Annotated in this window: 22 protein-coding genes; 16 read left to right on the top strand and 6 right to left on the bottom strand. The window is 66.3% G+C overall.

Annotation, left to right across the window (positions count from 1 at the left end; genetic code table 11):
- Positions 1-12: 12 nt before the first annotated feature.
- Positions 13-453: an RNA polymerase-binding protein DksA gene (gene dksA / locus BMZ19_RS06025; protein ID WP_090308375.1), complete on the bottom strand. Its 441-nt coding sequence runs from the start codon at positions 451-453 to the stop codon at positions 13-15.
- Between the two features lie 194 nt (positions 454-647).
- On the opposite strand from dksA, the gene BMZ19_RS06020 reads away from it, so the two are divergent.
- Positions 648-1,829: a pyridoxal phosphate-dependent aminotransferase gene (locus tag BMZ19_RS06020; protein WP_090308372.1), complete on the top strand. Its 1,182-nt coding sequence runs from the start codon at positions 648-650 to the stop codon at positions 1,827-1,829.
- On the top strand, positions 1,819-2,526 hold the full coding sequence (sfsA, locus tag BMZ19_RS06015) for a DNA/RNA nuclease SfsA (RefSeq protein ID WP_090308369.1): 708 nt from the start codon (positions 1,819-1,821) through the stop codon (positions 2,524-2,526). Before BMZ19_RS06020 ends, sfsA begins: the two co-directional genes overlap by 11 nt.
- 54 nt (positions 2,527-2,580) lie before the next feature.
- Here sfsA and BMZ19_RS06010 read toward each other — a convergent pair whose 3' ends face one another.
- On the bottom strand, positions 2,581-2,898 hold the full coding sequence (locus BMZ19_RS06010; RefSeq protein WP_090308366.1) for a Rieske (2Fe-2S) protein: 318 nt from the start codon (positions 2,896-2,898) through the stop codon (positions 2,581-2,583).
- 184 nt (positions 2,899-3,082) lie between these two features.
- Between BMZ19_RS06010 and BMZ19_RS06005 the strand changes: the two genes are divergently transcribed.
- From BMZ19_RS06005 to BMZ19_RS05975, 7 genes are all read left to right on the top strand, one after another.
- Positions 3,083-4,063, top strand: coding sequence for a FecCD family ABC transporter permease (locus BMZ19_RS06005; RefSeq protein ID WP_090309155.1), 981 nt, complete (start codon positions 3,083-3,085; stop codon positions 4,061-4,063).
- Positions 4,063-4,830: a heme ABC transporter ATP-binding protein gene (locus BMZ19_RS06000; RefSeq protein ID WP_090308362.1), complete on the top strand. Its 768-nt coding sequence runs from the start codon at positions 4,063-4,065 to the stop codon at positions 4,828-4,830. Before BMZ19_RS06005 ends, BMZ19_RS06000 begins: the two co-directional genes overlap by 1 nt.
- 12 nt (positions 4,831-4,842) lie before the next feature.
- Positions 4,843-5,721: a ChaN family lipoprotein gene (locus BMZ19_RS05995; protein WP_090308358.1), complete on the top strand. Its 879-nt coding sequence runs from the start codon at positions 4,843-4,845 to the stop codon at positions 5,719-5,721.
- 134 nt (positions 5,722-5,855) lie between these two features.
- Positions 5,856-6,056: a hypothetical protein gene (locus BMZ19_RS05990; protein WP_090308355.1), complete on the top strand. Its 201-nt coding sequence runs from the start codon at positions 5,856-5,858 to the stop codon at positions 6,054-6,056.
- Positions 6,057-6,069: 13 nt separating this feature from the next.
- On the top strand, positions 6,070-8,847 hold the full coding sequence (locus tag BMZ19_RS05985) for a sensor histidine kinase (protein ID WP_090308352.1): 2,778 nt from the start codon (positions 6,070-6,072) through the stop codon (positions 8,845-8,847).
- On the top strand, positions 8,844-9,215 hold the full coding sequence (locus BMZ19_RS05980; protein WP_090308349.1) for a response regulator transcription factor: 372 nt from the start codon (positions 8,844-8,846) through the stop codon (positions 9,213-9,215). Before BMZ19_RS05985 ends, BMZ19_RS05980 begins: the two co-directional genes overlap by 4 nt.
- A 3-nt stretch (positions 9,216-9,218) precedes the next feature.
- Entirely contained in the window at positions 9,219-11,342 is a 2,124-nt protein-coding gene (locus BMZ19_RS05975) for an exonuclease domain-containing protein (RefSeq protein WP_090308345.1), read from the top strand.
- 279 nt (positions 11,343-11,621) lie between these two features.
- Here the strand turns inward: BMZ19_RS05975 and BMZ19_RS05970 are convergent, their stop codons facing one another.
- The 3 genes from BMZ19_RS05970 to BMZ19_RS05960 form a co-directional block, all read right to left on the bottom strand.
- Positions 11,622-12,419, bottom strand: coding sequence for a Crp/Fnr family transcriptional regulator (locus BMZ19_RS05970; protein ID WP_090308343.1), 798 nt, complete (start codon positions 12,417-12,419; stop codon positions 11,622-11,624).
- Between the two features lie 105 nt (positions 12,420-12,524).
- Positions 12,525-12,797 carry a TfoX/Sxy family protein gene (locus BMZ19_RS05965; protein WP_090308340.1) on the bottom strand — a complete coding sequence of 91 codons (273 nt, stop codon included), beginning with the start codon at positions 12,795-12,797 and terminating at the stop codon, positions 12,525-12,527.
- 137 nt (positions 12,798-12,934) lie between these two features.
- Positions 12,935-14,476 carry a bifunctional aminoglycoside phosphotransferase/ATP-binding protein gene (locus BMZ19_RS05960; RefSeq protein WP_090308337.1) on the bottom strand — a complete coding sequence of 514 codons (1,542 nt, stop codon included), beginning with the start codon at positions 14,474-14,476 and terminating at the stop codon, positions 12,935-12,937.
- A gap of 114 nt (positions 14,477-14,590) precedes the next feature.
- On the opposite strand from BMZ19_RS05960, the gene mrcB reads away from it, so the two are divergent.
- The 3 genes from mrcB to BMZ19_RS05945 all read left to right on the top strand — a co-directional run bounded on the left by mrcB (position 14,591) and on the right by BMZ19_RS05945 (position 18,016).
- Complete coding sequence (mrcB, locus tag BMZ19_RS05955; protein WP_090309153.1) at positions 14,591-16,936, top strand: penicillin-binding protein 1B; 2,346 nt, start codon at positions 14,591-14,593, stop codon at positions 16,934-16,936.
- Positions 16,937-17,009: 73 nt separating this feature from the next.
- On the top strand, positions 17,010-17,687 hold the full coding sequence (locus tag BMZ19_RS05950; protein WP_170847711.1) for a tetratricopeptide repeat protein: 678 nt from the start codon (positions 17,010-17,012) through the stop codon (positions 17,685-17,687).
- Complete coding sequence (locus tag BMZ19_RS05945) at positions 17,687-18,016, top strand: YqcC family protein (RefSeq protein WP_090308332.1); 330 nt, start codon at positions 17,687-17,689, stop codon at positions 18,014-18,016. Before BMZ19_RS05950 ends, BMZ19_RS05945 begins: the two co-directional genes overlap by 1 nt.
- A gap of 41 nt (positions 18,017-18,057) precedes the next feature.
- Here BMZ19_RS05945 and BMZ19_RS05940 read toward each other — a convergent pair whose 3' ends face one another.
- The gene (locus tag BMZ19_RS05940; RefSeq protein WP_090308329.1) at positions 18,058-18,492 is read right to left on the bottom strand and encodes a DUF4124 domain-containing protein; all 435 of its coding nucleotides are present in this window, start codon (positions 18,490-18,492) and stop codon (positions 18,058-18,060) included.
- A 401-nt stretch (positions 18,493-18,893) separates the two neighbouring features.
- Here BMZ19_RS05940 and BMZ19_RS05935 point away from each other — a divergent pair, with 401 nt between their 5' ends.
- The 4 genes from BMZ19_RS05935 to pssA all read left to right on the top strand — a co-directional run bounded on the left by BMZ19_RS05935 (position 18,894) and on the right by pssA (position 23,137).
- Entirely contained in the window at positions 18,894-20,618 is a 1,725-nt protein-coding gene (locus BMZ19_RS05935; protein ID WP_090308327.1) for an acetolactate synthase 3 large subunit, read from the top strand.
- 2 nt (positions 20,619-20,620) lie between these two features.
- Complete coding sequence (gene ilvN, locus BMZ19_RS05930) at positions 20,621-21,112, top strand: acetolactate synthase small subunit (protein WP_090308324.1); 492 nt, start codon at positions 20,621-20,623, stop codon at positions 21,110-21,112.
- Between the two features lie 43 nt (positions 21,113-21,155).
- Positions 21,156-22,172: a ketol-acid reductoisomerase gene (gene ilvC / locus BMZ19_RS05925; protein WP_090308321.1), complete on the top strand. Its 1,017-nt coding sequence runs from the start codon at positions 21,156-21,158 to the stop codon at positions 22,170-22,172.
- 137 nt (positions 22,173-22,309) lie between these two features.
- Positions 22,310-23,137 carry a CDP-diacylglycerol--serine O-phosphatidyltransferase gene (gene pssA, locus BMZ19_RS05920; RefSeq protein WP_090308319.1) on the top strand — a complete coding sequence of 276 codons (828 nt, stop codon included), beginning with the start codon at positions 22,310-22,312 and terminating at the stop codon, positions 23,135-23,137.
- Positions 23,138-23,530 lie beyond the last annotated feature (393 nt).

The raw sequence follows: 23,530 nt of genomic DNA, 5'->3' as shown, positions 1-23,530 counted from the left end.
CCCCGTCGCGGGTCAGGAACCCAGCTGCTTTTCCTTGATTTCGGCAAGGGTCTTGCAGTCGATGCACAGGGTAGCGGTCGGCCGCGCCTCGAGGCGGCGGATGCCGATCTCGACGCCGCAGGAGTCGCACCAGCCGTACTCGTTGTCCTCGATCAGCTGCAGGGTTTCGTCGATCTTCTTGATCAGCTTGCGCTCGCGATCGCGGGTGCGCAGTTCCAGGCTGAACTCCTCTTCCTGGCTGGCGCGGTCGGCCGGATCGGGGAAGTTGGCGGCCTCGTCCTGCATGTGGTGCACGGTGCGGTCGACTTCCTCCATCAATTCCAGCTTCCACTGGTTGAGGATACCGGTGAAGTGGGCGCGCATCTTGTCGCCCATGTACTCCTCGCCCTTGGTTTCCTGGTAGGGCTCGAAGGCGCGGATCTTTGTGCTTTTGTCTTGGGTCTTGGTCGGCATGATATGTCCGCCTCTCACGTTCGCTAATCCCGTACGCAGGTTGTGTCCATCTACGGCAGTCTAGCCGGGTCTGCGTTTGCAAGCGGGCGAACCTACCAGAATCCCCAGGCGGACGCCAGCCCGGCGCTCGCGGTGTCTGCCATGCTGGGCGACAGTTGGCTAGAATCCCCCTTTGCCCGATCCCGGAGGGCCGCATGGCTCCGCTCTTCAGCGCGCGCAGTCGCGCCATCGAACCCTTTCACGTCATGGCCCTGCTGGGCCGTGCCCACGAGCTGCAGGCCGCCGGCCACGACGTCATCCACCTGGAAATCGGCGAGCCGGATTTCGCCACCGCCGAGCCCATCGTGCGTGCCGGTCAGGCCGCCCTGGCGGCCGGGCACACCCGCTATACCGCCGCGCGCGGCTTGCCGGCGCTGCGCGAGGCGCTGGCCGGCTTTTATGCCCAGCGCTACGGCGTGAGCATAGACCCCGAGCGCATCCTCATCACCCCCGGCGGCAGTGGCGCCTTGCTGCTGGCCAGCGCCCTGTTGGTGGATCCGGGCAAGCACTGGCTGCTCGCCGATCCCGGCTACCCGTGCAACCGCCACTTCCTGCGCCTGGTCGAGGGCGATGCGCAGCTGGTGCCGGTAGGGCCGGAGTCGAACTACCAGCTGACTCCCGAACTGGTCGAGCGCCACTGGAACCCGGACAGCGTCGGCGCGTTGCTGGCCTCGCCGGCCAATCCCACCGGCAGCGTGCTCAGCCGCGAGCAGCTGGCGGGGTTGTCCGGCGCTCTTCGCGCGCGCGGCGGCCAGCTGCTGGTGGACGAGATCTACCACGGGCTGACCTATGGGCTGGATGCGCCCAGCGTGCTGGAGGTGGACGACGAGGCCTATGTGCTCAACAGCTTCTCCAAGTATTTCGGCATGACCGGCTGGCGGCTGGGCTGGCTGGTGGCGCCGGAGAACGCCGTGCCGTCGCTGGAAAAGCTGGCGCAGAACCTCTACATCAGTGCGCCGACCATGGCCCAGCATGCCGCGCTGGCCTGCTTCCAGCCGGACACCCTGGCGATACTTGAGGCGCGCCGCGCCGAGTTCGCCCGCCGCCGTGACTACCTGCTGCCGGCCCTGCGCGAGCTGGGCTTCCGCATCGCCGTCGAGCCGCAGGGCGCCTTCTATCTGTACGCCGACATCTCGGCCTTTGGCGGCGATGCCTACGCCTTCTGCCGGCATTTCCTCGAGACCGAGCACGTCGCCATCACCCCGGGGCTGGACTTCGGTCGCTTCCAGGCCAACTGCCATGTGCGCTTCGCCTATACCCAGAGCCTGCCGCGCTTGGAGCAGGCGGTCGAGCGCATCGCCCGCGGCCTGAAGAGCTGGAATCCCGATGCAGTTTGATCCGCCGCTGGAGGAGGGCCGCCTGCTGCGCCGCTACAAGCGCTTTCTGGCCGACATCGAGACCCTGCAGGGCGAGGCGCTGACCATCCACTGCCCGAATACCGGTTCGATGCACAACTGCATGGCCGAGGGCGGGCGCGTCTGGTTCAGTCGCTCGAGCGACCCGAAGCGCAAGCTGCCGGGGACCTGGGAGCTCAGCGAGACGCCGCAGGGGCGCCTGGCCTGCGTCAACACCGCACGGGCCAATGCCCTGGTGGAGGAGGCATTGCGCGCCGGGACGATCGCCGAGCTGGCCGGATTCGACGGGCTCCGGCGTGAGGTGCGCTACGGCGAGGAAAACAGCCGGGTGGACTTCTGTCTCGACTTTGCCGGCGCAGCGGCCTTTGTCGAGGTCAAGAGCGTCACCCTGGGTTTCGACGCCACGCCGGTGGCAGCCTTCCCCGACGCGCGCACCGAGCGCGGCAGCAAGCACCTGCGCGAGCTGGCCATACTGGCGCGGCAGGGCATTCGCGCGGTACAGCTGTACTGCGTGAACCTGGCTGGCATCGAGGCGGTGCGCCCGGCGGCGGAGATCGACCCGCGCTACGCCGCAGCCCTGCGCGAGGCGGTGGCCGCTGGGGTGGAAGTGCTGGCCTACGGCGCCGAGCTGTCGCCCGCGGGAATCCGCTTGAAGCGCCGCCTGGAGGTCATCCTGTAGGGCGCGCGTTGCGCAGCGTTGCTCATGGGGTCTCCAGCGCTGCGCGCCGAGCGCCTACACCGCGATCCAGATGCCGTCGTCCTGCTCGCGGCAGGGCAGGGCCTCGAGGCTTTCCCCGGCGCAGGGGCCCGCCACGCATTCGCCGGATTCGATGAGGAACAGCGCGCCGTGGGTGGCGCACTGGATCAGGCTGGCGCTGTCGTCGAGGAACTGGTCGGGCTGCCATTCCAGCGGGATGCCGCGATGCGGGCAGCGGTTGCGGTAGGCGTAGACGCGCCCTTCGCGGCGCACCAGCAGCAGGCTGCTGCCGGCGATGACGAAGCCGCGACTGCTGCCCTCGGCCAGATGGTTGCTGTTGCACAGGCGCTGCATGCGGGTCTCCCGGAAATCGACCGATTATCCGCGCGGCTCGGCGCGCCTGCCAAGCCGGCGGGCTGGCCGTGGCCGCCATGGCCTCTTATGCTGCTGCGCTGTTGCCCCTGGAAGAGCCACTCCCGTGACGAGTACTCCCGCTTCTGGCCGTGCGCTGATCCCGGCACTGCTGCTCCTGCTGGCGCTGGCCTTCTGGCTGGCCCTGGCGCTCGGTCCGCTCAGCCTGCCGCTGGGCGACAGCCTGCGCGCGCTGCTGCGTCTGGCCGGTCTGCCGCTGGAGGGCGGCGATCTGGCGCAGGCCGAGCTGATCATCGGCCAGATCCGCCTGCCGCGGGCGCTGCTCGCCCTGGTGGTGGGCGCGGTGCTGGCGCTGTGCGGGGTGGCCATGCAGGGGCTGTTCCGCAACCCGCTGGCCGATCCGGGGCTGGTGGGGGTGTCCAGCGGTGCGGCGCTGGGCGCGGCGCTGGCGATTGTCGGCGGCGCCCTGCTCGGCGGCCCGCCGGCCTGGCTGGTGCCCTGGCTGCTGTCGGCCTGCGCCTTCGCCGGCGGTCTCGGGGTGACCGCGCTGGTCTACCGGCTGGGCCGGCGCGACGGCCAGACCAGCGTGGCGACCATGTTGCTGGCCGGCATCGCCCTGAGTGCGCTGGCCGGCGCCGGCATCGGTCTGTTCAGCTACCTGGCCGACGATGCCACCCTGCGCACCCTGACCTTCTGGAACCTCGGCAGCCTCAACGGCGCCAGTTATGCGCGGCTGTGGCCGCTGCTGCTGGTCGGCTGTGGCGTGGCGCTGTGGTTGCCGCGGCGGGCCACGGCCCTGAATGCGCTGCTGCTCGGCGAGTCGGAGGCGCGCCATCTCGGCTTCGAGGTCGAACGGCTGAAGCGCGAGTTGGTACTGTGCACCGCGCTGGGAGTCGGCGCTGCGGTGGCGGCGGCCGGGATGATCGGCTTCGTCGGTCTGGTGGTGCCGCACCTGGTACGCCTGCTCACCGGGCCGGATCACCGCCGGCTGCTGCCGGCCGCCGCGCTGGCCGGGGCGAGCCTGCTGTTGCTCGCCGACCTGGCTGCGCGCCTGCTGCTGGCGCCGGCGGAGCTGCCGATCGGCACGCTGACCGCGTTGCTCGGTGCGCCCTTCTTTCTCTACCTGTTGCTGCGGGAGCGCTTCTGATGCTGCGTGCCGAGCAACTGGCGGTCCGCCGTGGTTCCTGCACGGTGCTGGCGGATATCGACCTGACCCTGCAACCCGGCGAGGTATTCGGCGTGCTCGGCCCCAACGGGGCCGGCAAGAGCACCCTGCTCGGCGCGCTCAGCGGCGAACTGCTGCCGGCGCACGGGCGGGTGTTGCTGGACGGCCGTGACCTGGCCGCCTGGCCGGGGCGCGAGCGGGCGTGTCGCCTGGCGGTGCTGCCGCAGAGTTCGACCCTGGGTTTCGCCTTTCGCGTCGAGCAGGTGGTGGCCATGGGCCGCCTGCCGCATGCCAGCGGCCAGCAGCACGATGGGGAGATCGTCGCCGAGGCGCTGGCCGCGGCGGATGCCAGCCATCTGGCCGGGCGCAGTTATCTGGCGCTGTCCGGTGGCGAACGCCAGCGCGTGCACCTGGCGCGCATCCTTGCCCAGTTGTGGCCGGGGGCTGCGGGCCAGGTATTGCTGCTGGACGAGCCGACCTCGATGCTCGATCCGCTGCACCAGCACAGCATCCTGCAGGTCGTGGAGGCACTGGCGGCGCGCGGCGTGGCGGTGCTGGTGATCCTCCACGACCTCAACCTGGCGGCGCGCTATTGCGATCGCCTGCTGCTGCTCCAGCGCGGGCGGGTGCATGCGCTCGGCTCTCCCGAGCAGGTGTTGCAGTGCGCGCCGCTGCGGGCAGTATTCGGTCTCGAGGTGCTGGTGCAACGTCACCCCGAACGTGGCCATCCCCTGATCATCGCGCGCTGAGGAGAACCGTCGATGCGCATCCTGCTGTTCTGTTGTCTGGCCCTGCTGGCCGCCTGCCACAGCCTGCCGCCATTGCCGGCCTGGCAGAGTCCCGAGGGCCGCACCCATGCCGACCTCGGCGTGATCCGTGACCTGCGCACGGACGAGCGGCTGACCCCGGCGCAGTTGGTCGAACGCCTGGCGGGCGCCGAGCGGCTGCTGATCGGCGAGCAGCATGACAATCCGGATCATCACGCCCTGCAGTTGTGGCTGCTGCAGGCACTGGGGCAGCAGCGCGCGCCGGGAAGTCTGCTGCTGGAGATGCTCGAGCCCGGCCAGCAGGCGCGGGTCGACGCGGTGCGCGGGGCGGCCATGCGCGGAGACTGGCCAGCCGACCTGCCGCAGGCGTTGGCCTGGCAGCGGGGTTGGGACTGGCAGCAGTACGCCGGCCTGGTCCGTTACTCTCTGGCGCAGCCGGAGCCACTGCTGGCGGCCAACCTCGACCGCGCCGAAGTAGTCCAGATCTACCGCTCCCTGCCGGTATTGCGCGGGGAGGCCGCCACGGCGCCTGCCGTGCGCGCGCAGCTGCTCGAGCAGATCCGCGAAGCGCACTGCGGCCAGCTGCCGGAAAGCCAACTGCCGGCGATGCTCTCCGTGCAGCAGCAGCGCGACCGGCGCATGGCCGAACGTTTGCTGGCAGCGCCGATGCCGGCGATCTTGCTGGCCGGGGCCTTTCATGTGCGCCGCGATCTGGGTGTGCCGTTGCATCTGGCCGACCTGGGGGCTGCCGGGGGACTGCAGGTGCTGCAGTTGGCCGAGGTAGGCAGGCCGGTCGCGGCGACCCAGGCCGACTTCGTCTGGTACACGCCGGCCCAGCCGGTGCGAGACTATTGTGCCGGTCTGGGTGGCTGAGTCGGCCGCACCGCGCGTCAAGAAAGCGTGGTCGCAGGCGGGGGCTTCGCCGATATTTCGGGCCGCAATTAATGCGCGAGCGGCCAGTGCGGGACATGAGTAATCGGCCACACTTAGCCTAGGAGGTGAAGCCCATGGCCAATCACACGCTGCGGGCGCAGCGCCTGGTGGCGCTGTTCATGCTGGGCTGCCTGCTGTTCAGCTATCCCTTGCTGGCACTGTTCGACAGTGACGACCGGGTGTTCGGCATTCCGTTGCTGTTCGCCTACCTGTTCGCCGCCTGGGCGCTGCTGATCGTCCTGATGATGCTGGTCATCGAGCGCTCGAACCGATGAGGGAGCACTGTGCATGCAGCTCGGTGGACTGATCCTGCTGACCTCCTGCGCCTACCTGGGCATCCTCTTCGCCATCGCCTACTGGGGCGACAAGCGCGCCGACGCCGGCCGTTCGATCATCGCCAACCCCTACATCTACGCGCTGTCGATGGCGGTGTATGCCACCTCATGGACCTTCTACGGCAGCGTCGGCCGGGCGGCGGCCAGCGGCGTCGGCTTCCTGCCGATCTACCTCGGCCCGACCCTGATGGCGGCGCTGTTCTGGCTGGTGCTGCGCAAGATGATCCGCATCAGCAAGGCCAACCGCATCACCTCGATCGCCGACTTTATCGCCGCCCGCTACGGCAAGAGCGCGCTGCTCGGCGGCCTGGTGACGCTGATCGCGGTGATCGGGGTGATCCCCTATATCGCCCTGCAACTGAAGGCGGTCTCCAGCAGTTTCCTGATCCTCTGGCAGTACCCGGAAATCCTCATGCCCAACCAGGGCCAGGCGCTCGGCCCGTTGCAGGACACCGCGCTGTATGTGGCGCTGTTGCTGGCGCTGTTCACCATCGTCTTCGGCACCCGCCACCTGGATGCCACCGAGCGTCACGAAGGCATGGTGGCGGCCATCGCCTTCGAATCGCTGGTCAAGCTGCTGGCCTTCCTGGCGGTGGGCATCTTCGTCACCTTCGGCCTCTACCACGGCTTCGCCGACCTGTTCGCCCAGGCCGCGCGGCTGCCCGACATCGATCGCCTGCTGACCCTCGGCGGCCCCGCCGGCACCTACGGCTCCTGGGCTTCGCTGATCTTCCTGTCGATGCTGTCGATCCTCTTCCTGCCGCGCCAGTTCCAGATCAGCGTGGTGGAGAACGTCAACGAGAACCACCTGGCCAAGGCCATCTGGCTGTTCCCGCTGTACCTGCTGGCGATCAACGTATTCGTTCTGCCGATCACCTTCGCCGGGCTGATGCAGTTTCCCGCCGGCACGGTGGACGCCGACGCCTTCGTCCTCACCCTGCCGATGGCCCACAGCCAGGAGGCGCTGGCGCTGCTGGTGTTCGTCGGTGGGCTGTCGGCCGCCACCGGCATGGTCATCGTCGAGACCATCGCGCTGTCGACGATGATCTGCAACGACCTGGTGATGCCCCTGCTGTTGCGCTGGAAGGCCTTCGGCCTGGCCCAGCGCCACGATCTTTCGGGGCTGCTGCTGGGCATTCGTCGCGGCGCCATCCTGCTGCTGATGCTGCTCGGCTACCTGTACTACCGCGCGGCCGGCGAGGCCTATGCGCTGGTGTCGATCGGCCTGGTGTCGTTCGCCGCGGTGGCGCAGTTCGCCCCGGCCATGCTCGGTGGCATGTACTGGAAGCAGGGCACCCGCGCCGGCGCCCTGAGTGGCCTGTCGCTGGGCTTCCTGCTGTGGGCCTACACCCTGTTGCTGCCGGCGTTCGCCAAGTCCGGCTGGCTGCCGTTGAGCTTCATCGAGCAGGGGCCGCTGGCGATCGCCTGGCTCAAGCCGCTAGCGCTGTTCGGCCTGACCGGGCTGGACGAGATCGGCCACTCGCTGTTCTGGAGCCTGCTGGGCAACCTCGGCGCCTATGTCGGGGTGTCGCTGTTCGGCCGCCAGAGCAGCCGCGAACATGCCCAGGCGCTGCTGTTCGTCGATGCCTTCAAGGTTGCCGGGCGCGGCTCCAGCCTGTGGCGCGGCAGCGCCTCGGTCAGCGAGGTGATCGCCCTGGTCGGCCGCTTCCTCGGCCCGGCGCGCGCCGCCGAGGCCTTCGCCGGCTACGCCGCGCAACTTGGCCTGGCCTCCAGTGCCGAGCTGGTGCCGGATGCCGACCTGGTGCACTTCGCCGAGCAGCAACTGGCCGGCGCCATCGGCACCGCCTCGGCGCGGGTGATGCTGGCCTCGGTGGTGCAGGAGGAGCCGCTGGGCATGGACGAGGTGCTCGGCATCCTCGACGAAGCCTCGCAGGTGCTGGCCTACAGCCGGCGCCTGGAGCAGCAGTCGCACGAACTGGAGGCGGCCACCGGCGAACTGCGTGCGGCCAACGCGCGGCTGCAGGAGCTCGACCGCTTGAAGGACGACTTCATCTCCACCGTGACCCACGAGCTGCGCACGCCGCTGACCTCGATCCGCGCCTTCTCCGAGATCCTCAACGACAATCCGGAGCTGGAGCCGGCGCAGCGCGCACGTTTCATCGCCATCATCGTCAAGGAGAGCGAGCGCCTGACGCGGATGATCAACCAGGTGCTGGACCTGGCCAAGCTCGAGTCGGGCCGCGCCGAGTGGCACAGCGCCGCGCTCGACCTGACGGAGGTGATCGAGGACGCGGTGGCCACCACCAGCCAGCTGCTGCAGGAGCAGGGCGTGCAGCTCAGCCTCGACCTGCCGGCTCAGGTGCCGCCGGTGCTGGCCGATCGCGACCGTCTGCTGCAGGTGCTGCTCAACCTGATTTCCAACGCGGCGAAGTTCTGCGCCCGCCAGGCCGGACGCATCGACATTGCCGTGCAGGTGCTGCCCGAGGCGCTGCAGGTGGCGGTACGCGATAACGGTGACGGCATCGATCTGGCCGACCAGCAGACCATCTTCGAGAAATTCCGCCAGGTCGGCGACAATCTCACCGAGAAACCCCAGGGCACCGGCCTCGGCCTGCCGATCAGCCGGCAGATCATCGAGCATTTCGGCGGCCGACTGTGGGTGCAGAGCGCCCGTGGGCAGGGCGCGACCTTTTCCTTTACCCTGCCCTTAGGGGCGCCGACACCTGCCGCCGAACGCTTCTCGGGCCGCGAAACGGAGAACAGAGCATGAGCAAGAGCGTATTGATCGCCGACGACGAGCCGAACATCGTCATTTCCCTGGAGTTTCTGCTCGAACAGGCCGGCTACCGGATCCGCGTCGCCCACGATGGCCAGGAAGCGCTGGAGGCGATCCAGCGCCAGCCGCCCGACCTGGTCCTGCTCGACGTGATGATGCCGAACCTGAGCGGCTACGACCTGTGCCAGAAGATCCGCGAGAACCCGGCCTGGCAGCACATGCGCATCGTGATGCTGACTGCCAAGGGCCGCGAGGTGGAGGTCAGCAAGGGCCTGGCGTTGGGCGCCGATGCCTACATCACCAAGCCCTTCTCGACCCAAGAGCTGCTGGCGCAGGTGCGCGACCTGCTGGCGGATCGCTAGCCGATGCGCCCCTGGCTCGCTTTTGCGTTGCGACTCGCTGGCCTCTGCGCGCTGGCCGGTGGGCTGCTGGGCTTGGTCGGGCTGCTGCTCTGGCTCGACCTGACGGTGGTCGAGCGCGACCTGTTGCAGGCCATGCTGGTCGGCCGCGGCGCGCTGCTGGTCTTGCTCGGCCTGCTGCTCCTGGCCGTACTCGGCGCGCTGCTGCAGCTCTGGCACTCGGCCTACCCGGCGGCGGCCAAACGCCTGGAAGAGGAGGTCGGGATCATTCACCGGGTCAATCCGCAGCATCGGGTGGCCATCGGCGGTGCCAAGCCGATGCGCCGCCTGGGGCACGCGCTGAATGACTTCGCCGCGGCCTACGACGCGCAGCGCCAGGACGTCGAGGGGCGCATCGCGCAGACCAACGCGCGCCTGGAGCAGGAGAAGAACCGCCTCGCCGCGCTGATGTCCGAACTCGCCCAGAGCGTGCTGGTGTGCAATGTCGAGGGCCGCATCCTGCTCTACAACCCGCAGGCCAGCCAGTTGCTGGAAGGCCGGGAGGCCGGTGCAGTGGGCCTGGGTCGTTCGCTGTTCGGCATCCTCGACCAGCGCCTGATCAGCCATGGCCTGGAGACGTTGCGCCAGGGCCTGGAACAGGGCGCCAGCCCGGTGGCGCATTTCGTTACCGCGCACGCGACTCAGCTGCTGCGCGCACGCATGGTCCCGGTGCTGGGGCAGCCGGGCGAATTGATCGGCTTCGTGCTGATTCTCGAAGACGTCACCCAGAGCGTGGAGTTGGCCAGCCGCCGCGAGCACCTGCTGCGCCAGCTCACCGAAGGCAGTCGCGCGGCCCTGGGGAATATCCGCGCGGCGGCAGAGACCCTGCAGCAATACCCGGAAATGGATGCCACGCACCGCCAACGCTTCGGCGAGGTCATCCGCGACGAGGCCGAGCGCCTGTCCCTGAGCCTGGAACAGGGCCTGGCGCGCCACGGCGACCAACCCGGCGGCCAATGGCCGTTGGAGGAGATGCTGGCCACCGATCTGCTCTGCGCCCTGCAACGCAACTTCAGCACCACCCTGGGCCTGAGCGTGCGCTGCCAGGACAGTGGCGAGCCGCTCTGGTTGAGCCTGGACAGCTATTCCCTGGTGCAGGCGCTGACCCAGGTGATGGATGCCCTGGCCGTCGCCTGCGCCATCCATGCGGTCGACCTGAAGCTTTCCACCGTCGGGCGCTTCGCCCGCCTGGCGCTGTGCTGGGCCGGCGAGCCGCTCGAGCCGGGCCTGCTGCACCAGTGGGAGGAGCGAGCGTTGAGCTTGGGGGGCACCGACCCGGCGGGCTGCACCCTCAAGGATCTGCTCGAGCGCCACGGCGGCGAACTCTGGAGTCAGGCCGACCGCGGCAGCGGGCACAACTGCCTCTGCCTGCAATTGCCGATCACCTTGCCGCACCCCGCCGCTCCGGCGCCGGTCCTGCAGGGACGGCCGGTGTATTACGACTTCGACCTGTTCAGCCAGCCGGGGCAGACCCCCGAACTCGACGAGCGGCCGCTGCGCGAGTTGGCTTACACGGTGTTCGACACCGAGACCACCGGTCTGGCGCCCTCCGAGGGCGACGAGATCATCTCGATCGGCGCGGTGCGCATCGTCAACGCGCGCCTGCTCAAGCAGGAGTGCTTCGAGCAGTTGGTCGATCCGCGCCGGTCGATACCGCGCGCCTCGCAGCAGGTGCACGGGCTGTCGCCGCAGATGCTCGCCGGGCAGCCGACTATCGAGCGGGTGTTGCCACTGTTCCAGCGCTTCGCCGAGGATACGGTGCTGGTCGCGCACAACGCCGCCTTCGACATGCGTTTCCTCCAGCTCAAGGAGGCGCAGACCGGGATCCGCTTCATCCAACCGGTGCTCGACACCCTGCTGCTGTCGGCCCTGGTGCATCCCGGGCATGCGCCCGATGAGCATCGCCTGGAGCAGATCGCCGCCCGCCTCGGGGTGAGCGTGATCGGCCGGCACACCGCGCTGGGCGATGCCATGGTCACCGGCGAGGTGTTCCTCAAGCTGATCCCCCTGCTCGCCGAGCGTGGCATCCACACCCTCAGGCAGGCCCGCGAGGCTTCACGAAAGACCTGCTACTCGAAGCTGGAGTATTAGCGGGCGGTAGCAGGACGAAGCGCACTGCAGTTCGGACAGGCAAAAAAAGACCCGGCAAGAGCCGGGTCAAAACCGTGATTAGCCTGATGAGGAGATAAACCGAGGAAACGACAACCCCGTTTATCGACCAGTCTCGCGACCAGTTGTGCTTATGATAATCAATCTCATTTAAGAGTCAAGTGCATTTATCGCGCCCGATGTAATGCGTTGCGATTTCCATGGGCATGAAAAAAGGCGACGGGAACGCGTCCGGTCGCCTTGGGATTAGTCGCGGCTGGCTCAGGCGTCGCGGTCGCTGCGCAGTTGGGTGACTTCCTGGTTGAGCAGATGGATGCGCCGGGCCAGGCTTTCGATCAGGCTGTGGGCGATGCGCGGGTTGCTGTGCATCAGGCTGATGAACTGCTCCTTGGGGATCACCATCACGGTGCAGGGCTCGCTGGCGATCACCGTGGCGCTACGCTGCTCGCCGGTGAACACCGCCATGGCGCCGAAGATCTCGTCCTTCTGCACGTCGCCGACGCGGTGGCCGTCGACGAAGGCTTCGGCATGGCCCTCGACGATGATGAACACGTTGTCCGCCTCGTCGCCCTGGTGGATCAGTTCCTCGCCGGCGGCGTAGTGCTGGAAGCCGGTGCTGGGGCGCAGGTCGGGCTGGCGCAGGCGGGCAAGCGCATCGGAGAGCAGAGCGATCTGGCCGACCAGGTACTGGGTGAACAGCTCCTGGCGCCGGCTATCGGCGTGGATGTAGGCGAGCACTGCATTGCGCGAATAGGGGCGCAGGCGCACCGGGTCTTCGCAGCTGTAGCGGCGGGCGGGCAGGTCGAGCCCCTGGCGCAGGCCGAGCAGGTCGCCCTCGCAGAGGAGGAATACCGGACGCTCATCCACCCAGGCCTGCAGCAGGCCGCTTTCGATGACATACAGCTGGTTGTCCGCCAGCTCGATCTCGACATCCTGCTGGTTGGCGATCTCCAGCGTCGGTCCCGCCGGCTCTAGCCCCTCCAGCAATTGATTGGGCAGGCTCTGCAGGTGGTTGATCAGTTGATCGGCATAGGCCGGTTGCTCGCCGGTCAGGTACATGGGCGCGATTCCTTGAGGGGGGCAGGTCGAACGGTGGCGCCAGGCGCTCGCAGACAATAGGGCTTTTGCCGTGTCAGGTAAATTGACCGCTGCGGAGGTTGTGAGCTAGCTCTTGTTGCGTGGTTCCTGGGGAGGGAGCTGGGCCAGCAGGCTGGCCTTGTGTTCGTGGCTCAGCTCGCTCCAGTGCTGGTCGAGCAGGGCGCCTTCGATCGAGTAGAGCAGTACCCGTGAGGCATTGAAGCCGCGGGCCAGGACCGCCCGGTAGGCCGCGACCGCGCCACGCCGGCGCAGCTCGCTGGCACTGTGGATGCCGACGGCATGCAGCCAGAGGGTGGAAGTCTTGCCGAGGTTCTTCAGCTGCAGCAGTTCATCGTTCATCCCGCTCCCCCTTGCCCTTGCGCCGGAGTCTGTCCGGCGCGCGGATACGCTTGCCGATCACGCCTAGCAAGCAAGTCTAGTTGGCGCCGGGAAGCCCGCGACTACCGTCAGTCGTGGGCTGCAGGGGAGGGGAAGCGTCAGAAACCAGGCAGGTGACTGCGGATGCGTTCGATCAGGCTGTCGAGGCTGGCTGCTTCGTGGGTGGCGATGCGACCGCTGTGGCTCTGCTCGACGTCGCTCAGCGGCTCGCGGCCGGCCTCTTGGGCGCGGATGACTTCCAGGGTGGCGTCGGACGGATCGCGCCCCTCGGCCTGGCGCTCGGCCAGCCAGGCGACGATGACGGCTTCCGGGGCTTGGCAGTCGAGGATCAGGAAGGGCACGCCGGTCTGCTCGGCCACGGCATGCGCGGCCTGGCGCTGGGCCTGCTTGAGGTAGGTGGCGTCCAGCACCACCGGGAAGCCGGCCAGGAGGATGGCGGCAGCCTGCTGGTGCAGGTGGCTGTAGGTGGCCTGGGTCGCGGCACTGGAGTACAGCTCGGCCTCGTCGGCGGTCGGGAACAGGCGCTTGCGCTCGACGTCCGAGCGCAAGCGGATGGCGCCGAAGGCTTCCACCAGGCGCATGGCGACATGGCTCTTGCCGACCGCGGAAACACCGTGGGTGATGGCCAGGAAGCGTGTCGGGATGGCGCTGTAGCTTTCCGCCAGCGCGGCATAGTTGCGGTACTGGCGCAGGATCACCACGCGCTCGACCGGGTCCTGCTCCTGGGCCAGGCGGAACAGGCTTATCTTGGCGCGGACCATGGCGCGGTAGGCCTTGTAGAACGGCAGCAGGGTCAGCCCCTGGTAGTCGCCGGTCAGCTCCAGGTAGGCATTGATGAAGCGCCGCGACAGCGACTTGAGGCCGCGATCCTCGAGATCCATGGCGAGGAAGGCGGCGTCGCTGACTACGTCGATCAGGCGGAAAGGTTCGTTGAACTCGATGCAGTCGAACAGTAGGACATGGTCGTCCAGCAGGGTGACGTTGGCCAGGTGGATGTCGCCGTGGCACTCGCGGATGAAGCCATCGCCCTTGCGTTGGTCGAGCAGCGGCTGCAGGCGGGTGAAGGTATCCTCGGCCCAGGCCTCGAGGTGCTCGAGCTGGGTCAGGTCGGCGGCATCTTCGAGCAGCGGACGGATCTGCTCGAAGTTCTGGCGCACCGGAGCCATCACCGCCTCGGCGCTGCCCAGTACGTGTTCGATGGGGACGCGCTTGGCCTCGGCGTGCAGGTCGGCGATTTCCCGGGCCAGCGCGTCGATGTGCGCGGGCATCAGCTCGCCTCGGGCCAGCACGTTGGACAGCAGGCCGCTCTGTGGAAATTGGCGCATCTTCAGTACGTGGTCGAGGACCGGTCCGTTGCCGCCGAGCTGCGGAGCCTCGAGGCTGCCGGTCACCGGCAGGACCTCCAGGTAGATATCCGGGGCGGTGCGCTGGTTGAGGCGCAGTTCCTCGTGGCAGAAGTGCTCGCGGGCCTCGCGGCTGCTGAAGTCGAGAAAGCCGAAGTTCACCGGCTTCTTCAGCTTGTAGGCGTACTGGCCGGTGAGCAGGACCCAGGAGATATGCGTCTCGATGACTTCGAAGCCCTCCACCGGGTGGGGGTACAGGGCGGGGTTCTGCAGGGCTTCGATCAGGGACTGAGTCACAGGCGATCCTTTTCATCGGGAACTTGTCTAAGGCCTCATTATGGCGACTGCGTTCCGCCATGCAAACCGTCGGGCGTGCCGTCCGCCTTGTGCTAACTGCGTATAATGCCGAACATGACAAGATCCCGTACCCCCGCTCCCCGCAATTCCCGTTCACGCAAAAAGTCGGCACGCGCTTCCCGGCCCTGGTTGGGCTGGCTGGTCAAACTGGGCCTGGTCGGCCTGGTGCTGTTCGCCGGCCTGATGGTCTATCTCGATGCCGTGGTCCAAGAGAAGTTCTCCGGCAAGCGCTGGACGGTGCCGGCCAAGGTCTACGCCCGTCCACTGGAGTTGTTCGCCGGTCTCAAGCTGACGCGCGAGGACTTTCTCACCGAGCTGCAGGCGCTCGGCTATCGGCGTACGCCGAAGGTCCAGGGCCCCGGCGAGCTGCTGGTGAGTGGCAATCAGGTTGAGCTGCACACCCGTGGTTTCCAGTTCTATGACGGTGCGGAACAGGCGCAGCGGTTGCGCGTGCGCTTCTCCGGCAACCAGGTGGCGGGACTCAGCCAGGCGGGTGGTGGCGCGCTGGCGGTGGCGCGGCTGGAGCCGCTGCTGATCGGCGGGCTGTATCCGGCGCACAACGAGGATCGCATCCTGATCCAGCTGGATCAGGTGCCGCCGTACCTGCTGGAGACCCTGGTCGCGGTCGAGGATCGCGAGTTCTACAACCATTTCGGGGTGTCGCCCAAGTCGATCGCCCGTGCCATGTGGGTCAACACCACTTCCGGTGCGCTGGTGCAGGGTGGTAGCACCCTGACCCAGCAGCTGGTGAAGAACTTCTTCCTGACCAACGAGCGCAGCCTGACCCGCAAGGGCACCGAGGCGCTGATGGCGGTGCTGCTGGAACTGCACTATGACAAGCCGCAGATTCTCGAAGCCTACCTCAATGAGGTGTTCCTCGGTCAGGATGGCCAGCGCGCGATCCACGGCTTCGGTCTGGCCAGCCAGTACTTCTTCGGGCAGCCGCTGGGCGAGCTGCGCCTGCATCAGGTCGCGCTGCTGGTGGGGATGGTCAAGGGACCGTCCTACTACAACCCGCGGCGCTACCCGGAGCGTGCGCTGGAGCGGCGCAACCTGGTGCTGGATCTGCTCGCCGAGCTGGGCGTGGCGAGTGCCGAGGAGGTGGCGCGGGCCAAGCAGGCACCGCTGGAGGTCAGCAGCCGCGGCAGTCTGGCCAATACCTCGTACCCGGCCTTCCTCGACATGGTCAAGCGTCAGCTGCGTCAGGACTACCGCGACGAAGACCTGACCGAGGAGGGGCTGCGGGTCTTCACCAGCCTCGATCCGATCCTGCAGCGCAAGGCCGAAACGGCCATGGCCGACACCCTCAAACGCCTGGGCGGGCGCAAGGGCGTCGACGAGGTCGAAGCGGCGATGGTGGTGACTAACCCGCAGACCGGCGAGGTGCAGGCGCTGCTCGGCAGTCGCCAGCCGCGCTTTGCCGGCTTCAACCGAGCATTGGATGCGCAGCGGCCGATCGGCTCGCTGATCAAGCCGGCGATCTACCTGACCGCGCTGGAGCGGCCGAGTCAATACACCCTGACCAGCTGGCTGGAGGACGAGCCGTTCTCGATCAAGGGCGCCGACGGTCAGATATGGCAGCCGAAGAACTACGATCGCCAGGCCCATGGCACGATCTTCCTCTATCAGGGGCTGGCGCAGTCCTACAACCTGTCGACCGCCAAGCTCGGCCTCGAACTGGGCGTGCCCGATGTGCTAAAGACCGTCGCGCGGCTGGGCGTCGAACAGGACTGGCCGGCCTACCCGTCGATGCTGCTGGGGGCCGGCGCGCTCAGCCCGATGCAGGTGGCGACCATGTACCAGACCCTGGCCAACGGCGGATTCAGCACGCCGTTGCGGGGAATCCGCAGTGTACTGACCGCCATCGGCGAGCCGCTCAAGGGCTATCCCTACGAGGTGCAGCAGCGCTTTGATCCGGGTGCCATTCATCTGGTCCAGGAGGCCATGCGCCGGGTGATGCGCGAGGGTACGGCGCGTTCGGTATACAACCAGTTGCCGTCCTCGCTGACCCTGGCCGGCAAGACCGGCACCAGCAACGATTCGCGTGACAGCTGGTTCGCCGGTTTCGGCCAGGATCTGCTGGCGGTGGTATGGATGGGCCGCGACGACAATGGCAAGACCCCGCTGACCGGGGCGAGCGGCGCGCTGCAGGTGTGGACCGGCTTCATGCGCACGGCCGCGCCCGCTCCGCTGGACAGGACCCCGCCGGACAACGTGACCCTGGCCTGGATCGATCCCTACAGTGGGCGGGGGGCCGATCAGAGCTGCGTGGGTGCGCTACAGATGCCGTATATTCGAGGCAGCGAGCCGCCGCCCGGCACGCCCTGTGGAGTTCCGCAGCAGTTGCAGGAGCCCGTCGAGCAGGTCATGGACTGGGTGCGCGGCTGGCTGGAGCAGTGATGGCACTCAGGCACATAACTGTTAGTCGAACAGTGGTGGGTGTGGCTTGTCGCGGGATGGTTATGGGTAATTCATGGCAAGGGGGCTGGATGTGAACAAGGGTTGGTTGGTGCCGATGGCACTGTTGCTGCTGGCAGGCTGTGCGACGCCGGTTCAGCGTGGATCGATTCCGGTGGTGGAGGCGGGCCGGCCGGTGGGTGCCGGAGGCGTAGCGGTGACTCGCGCGCCCGCGACACAGCCGCAGGCGGCGCCACGGCCGCAGCCGCAGGACTCCGGGGTGGTGGTCATGGTCCCGCAGGGCGCGGCCTCGGCGCCTATCCAGACGTTCCCGGCAGCCACCTCGGGCGCGCCGATCAGCACCGGGAGTACCTTCGGCAGCGCGCCGCCGGCAGGCTCCAGCTCGGTCACCCTGGCAGCCGATGAGCGGCTCGATGGGCCGGTGCTGGCGCTGTTGACCTCGGCGCAGCAGATGGAGCGCAGCGGCAATCTCGCCGGGGCATCGGCCAGCCTGGAGCGAGCGCAGCGCATTGCCCCACGTGAGCCGCAGGTGCTCTACCGTCTGGCCGAGGTGCGTCTGGCGCAGGGCGATCCGGTCCAGGCCGAACAACTGGCTCGCCGCGGACTGACCTACGCCGGCGGGCGGCCGGCGCTGCAGGCCAGCCTGTGGGAGCTGATTGCTCGGTCGCGCGAGCAGCAGGGCGATGCCGCGGGCGCCGCACAGGCACGCCAGCGTGCCAAGGTTCAGCTCTGATGGATGCGCGCCTGCCGGCCCTGGCTGATCAGCTGCTGCTGATCGAGCGCGAGTTGCGCCTGCTTGGCTGGTGGGCGGGGGTTGCGCCCACGGTGGAGCGCTTGGCCAGCGCCGAGCCGTTCTGCGTCGACACCCTAGCCTTCGAGGAGTGGCTGCAGTGGGTGTTTCTGCCGCGCATGAAGGAGATCATCGAGCGGGGAGAGGGCTTGCCGCTGGCCTGCTCAATCCGGCCGATGGCTGAGATGGCCTGGGCCGTGGAGGGCGCCAGGGTGGCGGTCTTGCTGGAGTTGCTGGAAGAATTCGATCGCCTGATCAATACGGCCGCCTGAGGGCGGCCGTGGGTTCATCAGTCGGCTAGCTGGGCTATGGGCTATTGGCAGTGCTCGCCGATGGCCTTTTCCGCCTCGGCGATCTTGGCCTGGCGCTCGTCTTCGCTGACGCGGCGCATCTCGCCATTCACCTCCATGCGCAGGCGCGGGTTGTTGCGCAGTTGGGCCAGGGTGGTGCGCACGTTCACGCAGTAGTCGGCACGCTCCTTTTCCTTCGCGGCGACTTCCTTGCGCACGCGGGCGTCGATATCCGCCTGGGTCGGATCGCTGTCCTGTGCTGGCGTAGCCGGCGTCGCAACCGCGGGCGGGCTGGGGGGCTGCTGGGCGGGTGGGACCAGGGCGGCCTGGCCGGCCTGTGGCGGCTGCGCGGTGAAGTGGGTGATGCCCTGCGCGTCGACCCACTTGTAGATCTGTCCGGCGCAGGCCGCACTGGCGCAACCAAGCAGCAGGCTGGCGAGGAGGAGGGTGCGACGCATGCTGAATCCTTGTCGTGAAGGGAAAAGTCCGCGCAACTATACCCAAAAGTGCTGCTCGGGCATTCTGCGCTGGGTCACAGCTGGGCAGGCTCCAGCAGTCAACTTCGGCTTGACTTGCCAGCGGCTAATCCGAACAATCTGCGATCCGCTGTGGTGAGTCTGACTGTTTCCGGCTCCTCGGCAGACCATGAGGTGCACACCCGCGCCGCCCAAGCCAGGCCCTGTCACGCGTTACCTCGCGCCGGGGTGGGAGTTTTCCGTAACAGCAGGAGTGCTCCCGATACTCGCTAAGTCAGCAGCTGACGTCGCCGGCGACTACCATCGCCCATGCTCTGCCTGGCAGTTAACCGAACTTCGGTCGCCCCTCCGAGGGTGTTTCTCAGGCGTTCTAGAGGTGAAACGTGGAGCTTTTATCAGGCGCTGAAATGGTCGTCCGCTTCCTGCGCGACGAAGGCGTGAAGTACATCTACGGGTACCCGGGTGGTGCCCTTCTGCATATCTACGATGCCCTGTTCAAGGAAAAGGCGATCGAGCACATCCTCGTCCGCCACGAACAGGCCGCGACCCATATGGCCGATGGCTACGCGCGTGCGACCGGCAAGGCCGGTGTGGTGCTGGTGACTTCGGGGCCGGGTGCGACCAATGCCATCACCGGCATTGCCACCGCCTATATGGATTCGATCCCCATGGTGGTGCTGTCCGGCCAGGTGCCGAGCACCATGGTCGGTACCGATGCCTTCCAGGAAACCGACATGGTCGGCATTTCCCGGCCGATCGTGAAGCACAGCTTCATCATCAAGCATCCGTCGGAAATCCCCGAAGTACTGAAGAAGGCTTTCTATATCGCCGAGTCCGGCCGCCCCGGTCCGGTGGTGGTGGACATCCCCAAGGACATGACCAACCCGGGCGACAAGTTCGAGTACGTCTATCCGAAGAAGGTCAAGCTGCGCTCCTACGGCCCGGCCGTGCGTGGCCACTCCGGGCAGATCCGCAAGGCGGCGGAAATGCTGTTGGCCGCCAAGCGCCCGATCGTCTACTCCGGCGGCGGCGTGATCATGGGCAATGCGGCTGCGCCGCTGACCGAGCTGGCGCGCCTGCTCAACCTGCCAGTGACCAATACCCTGATGGGGCTCGGTGGCTATCCGGGCAGCGACCGGCAATTCCTCGGCATGCTCGGCATGCACGGCAGCTACACCGCCAACCTGACCATGCACCATGCCGATGTGATTCTGGCCGTGGGTGCGCGCTTCGATGACCGGGTGATCAACGGTGCGCCGAAGTTCTGCCCGAACGCGAAGATCATCCACATCGACATCGACCCGGCCTCGATCTCCAAGACCATCAAGGCCGACGTGCCGATCGTTGGTCCGGTGGACAGCGTGCTGACCGAGATGGTGGCGATCCTCAAGGAAATCGGCGAGAAGCCGAGCCCGGAAGCGCTGGCCAGTTGGTGGAAGCAGATCGAGGAGTGGCGCGGCCATCGCGGTCTGTTCCCCTACGAGAAGGGCGACGGCAGCATCATCAAGCCGCAGACCGTGATCGAGACGCTGTGCGAGGTCACCCGTGGCGATGCCTTCGTCAGTTCCGACGTCGGCCAGCATCAGATGTTCGCGGCGCAGTACTACAAGTTCGACAAGCCCAACCGCTGGCTCAACTCCGGCGGTCTCGGCACGATGGGCTTCGGTCTGCCGGGCGCCATGGGCGCCAAGCTGAACTTCCCGGAGGCCGACGTGGCCTGCGTCACCGGCGAGGGCAGCATCCAGATGAACATCCAGGAGCTGTCGACCTGCCTGCAGTACGACCTGCCGGTGAAGATCGTCAATCTGAACAATGGCTCGCTGGGCATGGTGCGCCAGTGGCAGGATATGGTGTACAGCGGCCGTCACTCGCACTCCTACATGGAGTCGCTGCCTGACTTCATCAAGCTGGCGGAAGCCTATGGTCACGTCGGGATGCGTATCACCGAGCTCAAGGACCTCAAGCCGATGATGGAAGAGGCCTTCGCGCTGAAGGATCGCCTGGTGTTCCTGGATATCCAGGTGGATGCCACCGAGCACGTATACCCGATGCAGATCAAAGATGGCTCCATGCGCGACATGTGGCTGAGCAAGACGGAGCGCACCTGATCATGCGGCACATCATTTCCCTGCTCCTGGAAAACGAGCCCGGCGCGCTGTCGCGTGTGGTGGGTCTGTTCTCCCAGCGCAACTACAACATCGAAAGCCTGACCGTGGCCCCGACCGAGGATCCGACCCTGTCGCGTCTGACGCTGACCACCATCGGTCAGGACGAGGTGATCGAGCAGATCACCAAGAACCTCAACAAGCTGATCGAAGTGGTCAAGCTGGTGAACCTGTCGGAAAGCGCGCACATCGAACGCGAGCTGATGCTGGTCAAGGTCAAGGCCACCGGCGCGCAGCGTGCCGAGATCAAGCGTACCGCCGACATCTTCCGCGGCCAGATCGTGGATGTCACCAGCAGCGTGTATACCGTACAGCTGGCCGGCACCAGCGACAAACTCGACAGTTTCATCCAGGCCATCGGCACAGCCTCGGTCCTGGAAGTGGTTCGCAGCGGTGTCACCGGCATCGCTCGTGGCGACAAGACACTAAGCATCTGATTTTGAACAGGCCCGCTGGGCCGCACTGCACTGAGGGTTTTCCATGCACGTTTCCTACGACAAAGACTGCGATCTGTCGATCATCCAGGGCAAGAAGGTTGCCATCATCGGTTACGGCTCCCAGGGTCATGCCCATGCCTGCAACCTGAAGGATTCCGGCGTTGACGTGACCGTTGGTCTGCGCGCTGGCTCGGCCAGCGTGGCCAAGGCTCAGGCCCACGGCCTGAAGGTGGCTGAGGTTGCCGAAGCCGTTGCCGCGGCTGACCTGGTGATGATCCTGACTCCGGACGAGTTCCAGGGTCGCCTGTACAAGGACGAGATCGAGCCGAACCTGAAGAAGGGTGCGACCCTGGCCTTCGCTCACGGCTTCTCGATCCATTACAACCAGGTAGTGCCGCGCGCCGACCTCGACGTGATCATGATCGCGCCGAAGGCCCCGGGCCACACCGTGCGCTCCGAGTTCGTGCGTGGCGGCGGCATCCCCGACCTGATCGCCATCTATCAGGACGCCTCCGGCAATGCCAAGAATGTTGCCCTGTCCTACGCCAGCGGCGTGGGCGGCGGCCGTACCGGCATCATCGAAACCACCTTCAAGGACGAGACTGAAACCGACCTGTTCGGCGAGCAGGCCGTGCTGTGCGGTGGTTGCGTCGAGCTGGTCAAGGCCGGTTTCGAAACCCTGGTCGAGGCTGGCTATGCGCCGGAAATGGCCTACTTCGAGTGCCTGCACGAGCTGAAGCTGATCGTCGATCTGATGTTCGAAGGCGGCATCGCCAACATGAACTACTCGATCTCCAACAACGCCGAGTACGGTGAGTACGTCACCGGTCCGGAAGTGATCAACGCCGAGTCCCGTGCTGCCATGCGCAATGCCCTGAAGCGCATCCAGAATGGCGAGTACGCCAAGATGTTCATCAGCGAGGGTGCCACCAACTACCCGTCGATGACCGCCTACCGTCGCAACAACGCTGCCCATGGCATCGAAGTGGTCGGCGAGAAGCTGCGCGCCATGATGCCGTGGATCGCTGCGAACAAGATCGTCGACAAGACCAAGAACTAAGGTCTTCGGCGATGAAGAGACGCGGCTACGGCCGCGTTTTTTCTGCCTGTCATTCTGCTATAAAGCCCTAGGTGGCCGGCCTGTGGCGAGAGTGGTTCCGGTCAATCGAAACGTCATTGCGAACAAGGTGTGTACCCATGAGCGAACAACCCGGTGAGCCTAACAAGGCGCCCGAAAGCGACAGCCTGCTGCCGATCGATGAGCATGTCGAGGAAGGGCAGGACGCCGAGGGGCGCAAAGTCAGGCATCGTGGTGTCTATCTGCTGCCCAACCTGTTCACCACGGCCAATCTGTTTGCCGGCTTCTTTTCAATCGTCAGTGCCATGAATGGCAAGTACGAGATTGCCGCGATCACCATCTTCGTGGCCATGGTGCTGGACGGTCTCGACGGGCGTGTGGCGCGCATGACCAATACCCAGAGCGCTTTTGGTGCCGAGTACGACTCGTTGTCGGACATGGTTGCCTTCGGCCTGGCGCCCGCGCTGCTGGCCTACAAGTGGGCACTGTCCGGCCTGGGCAATGTCGGTCTGACCGTTGCCTTCATCTATGCGGCCTGCGCCGCCTTGCGTCTGGCCCGATTCAATACCCAGATCGGCAAGGTCGACAAGCGCTACTTCATCGGTCTGGCCAGTCCGGCCGCTGCCGGTGTGGTGGCCGGTACGGTGTGGGCGCTGAAGGATTTCGGTGTCGATGGTGTGGACATGCCTGTGCTGGTGGTGCTGCTGTTCGCCCTGTTGGTTGCCGCAGCTGGCGCCCTGATGGTCAGCAACATCAAGTACCACAGCTTCAAGGACTTCGACATGAAGGGGCGAGTGCCCTTCGTAGCCATTCTGGTGGTGGTCCTGGTGTTTGCGGTGATTTTCAGCGACCCGCCGCGGATCTTGCTGCTGATCTTCCTCGCATATGCCGCTTCCGGGCCGATCCAGCGCCTGCTGCAGGTGCGTCGCCGCAAGCAGGTCGAGTGATTGCGAAGTTTGTTGCGAGGAGGTGTTGACAGCGTTTTTTAAGGCTGTATTATTCGCCTCCTCGCTGCAGCGGCCTCCGGGTTACGGCAGCGAGAGAGTTACGCAAGTGGTTGAGTAGAAAAGAAAATTTCGAAAAACGCTTGACAGAATGCAAGGCTGCTGTAGAATTCGCGGCCTCGGTTGAGACGAAAGACTTGATCGAAACGCTCTTTAACAAGTTGAATCAAGCAATTCGTGTGGGTGCTTGTGAGATAAGACTGACAGTCGCAAGATTATCAGCATCACAAGTAGTCTCGTGAATTCATGAGTTTATTTGCGATTGCTGAGCCAAGTTTAGGGTTTTCTCAAAACCCGCAATGATGTGAACTGAAGAGTTTGATCATGGCTCAGATT

This window comes from Pseudomonas linyingensis (genome assembly GCF_900109175.1).
In the GTDB taxonomy this organism is placed as follows: Bacteria; Pseudomonadota; Gammaproteobacteria; order Pseudomonadales; family Pseudomonadaceae; genus Geopseudomonas; species Geopseudomonas linyingensis.
This window is presented reverse-complemented; position numbering and strand designations above follow the sequence as displayed.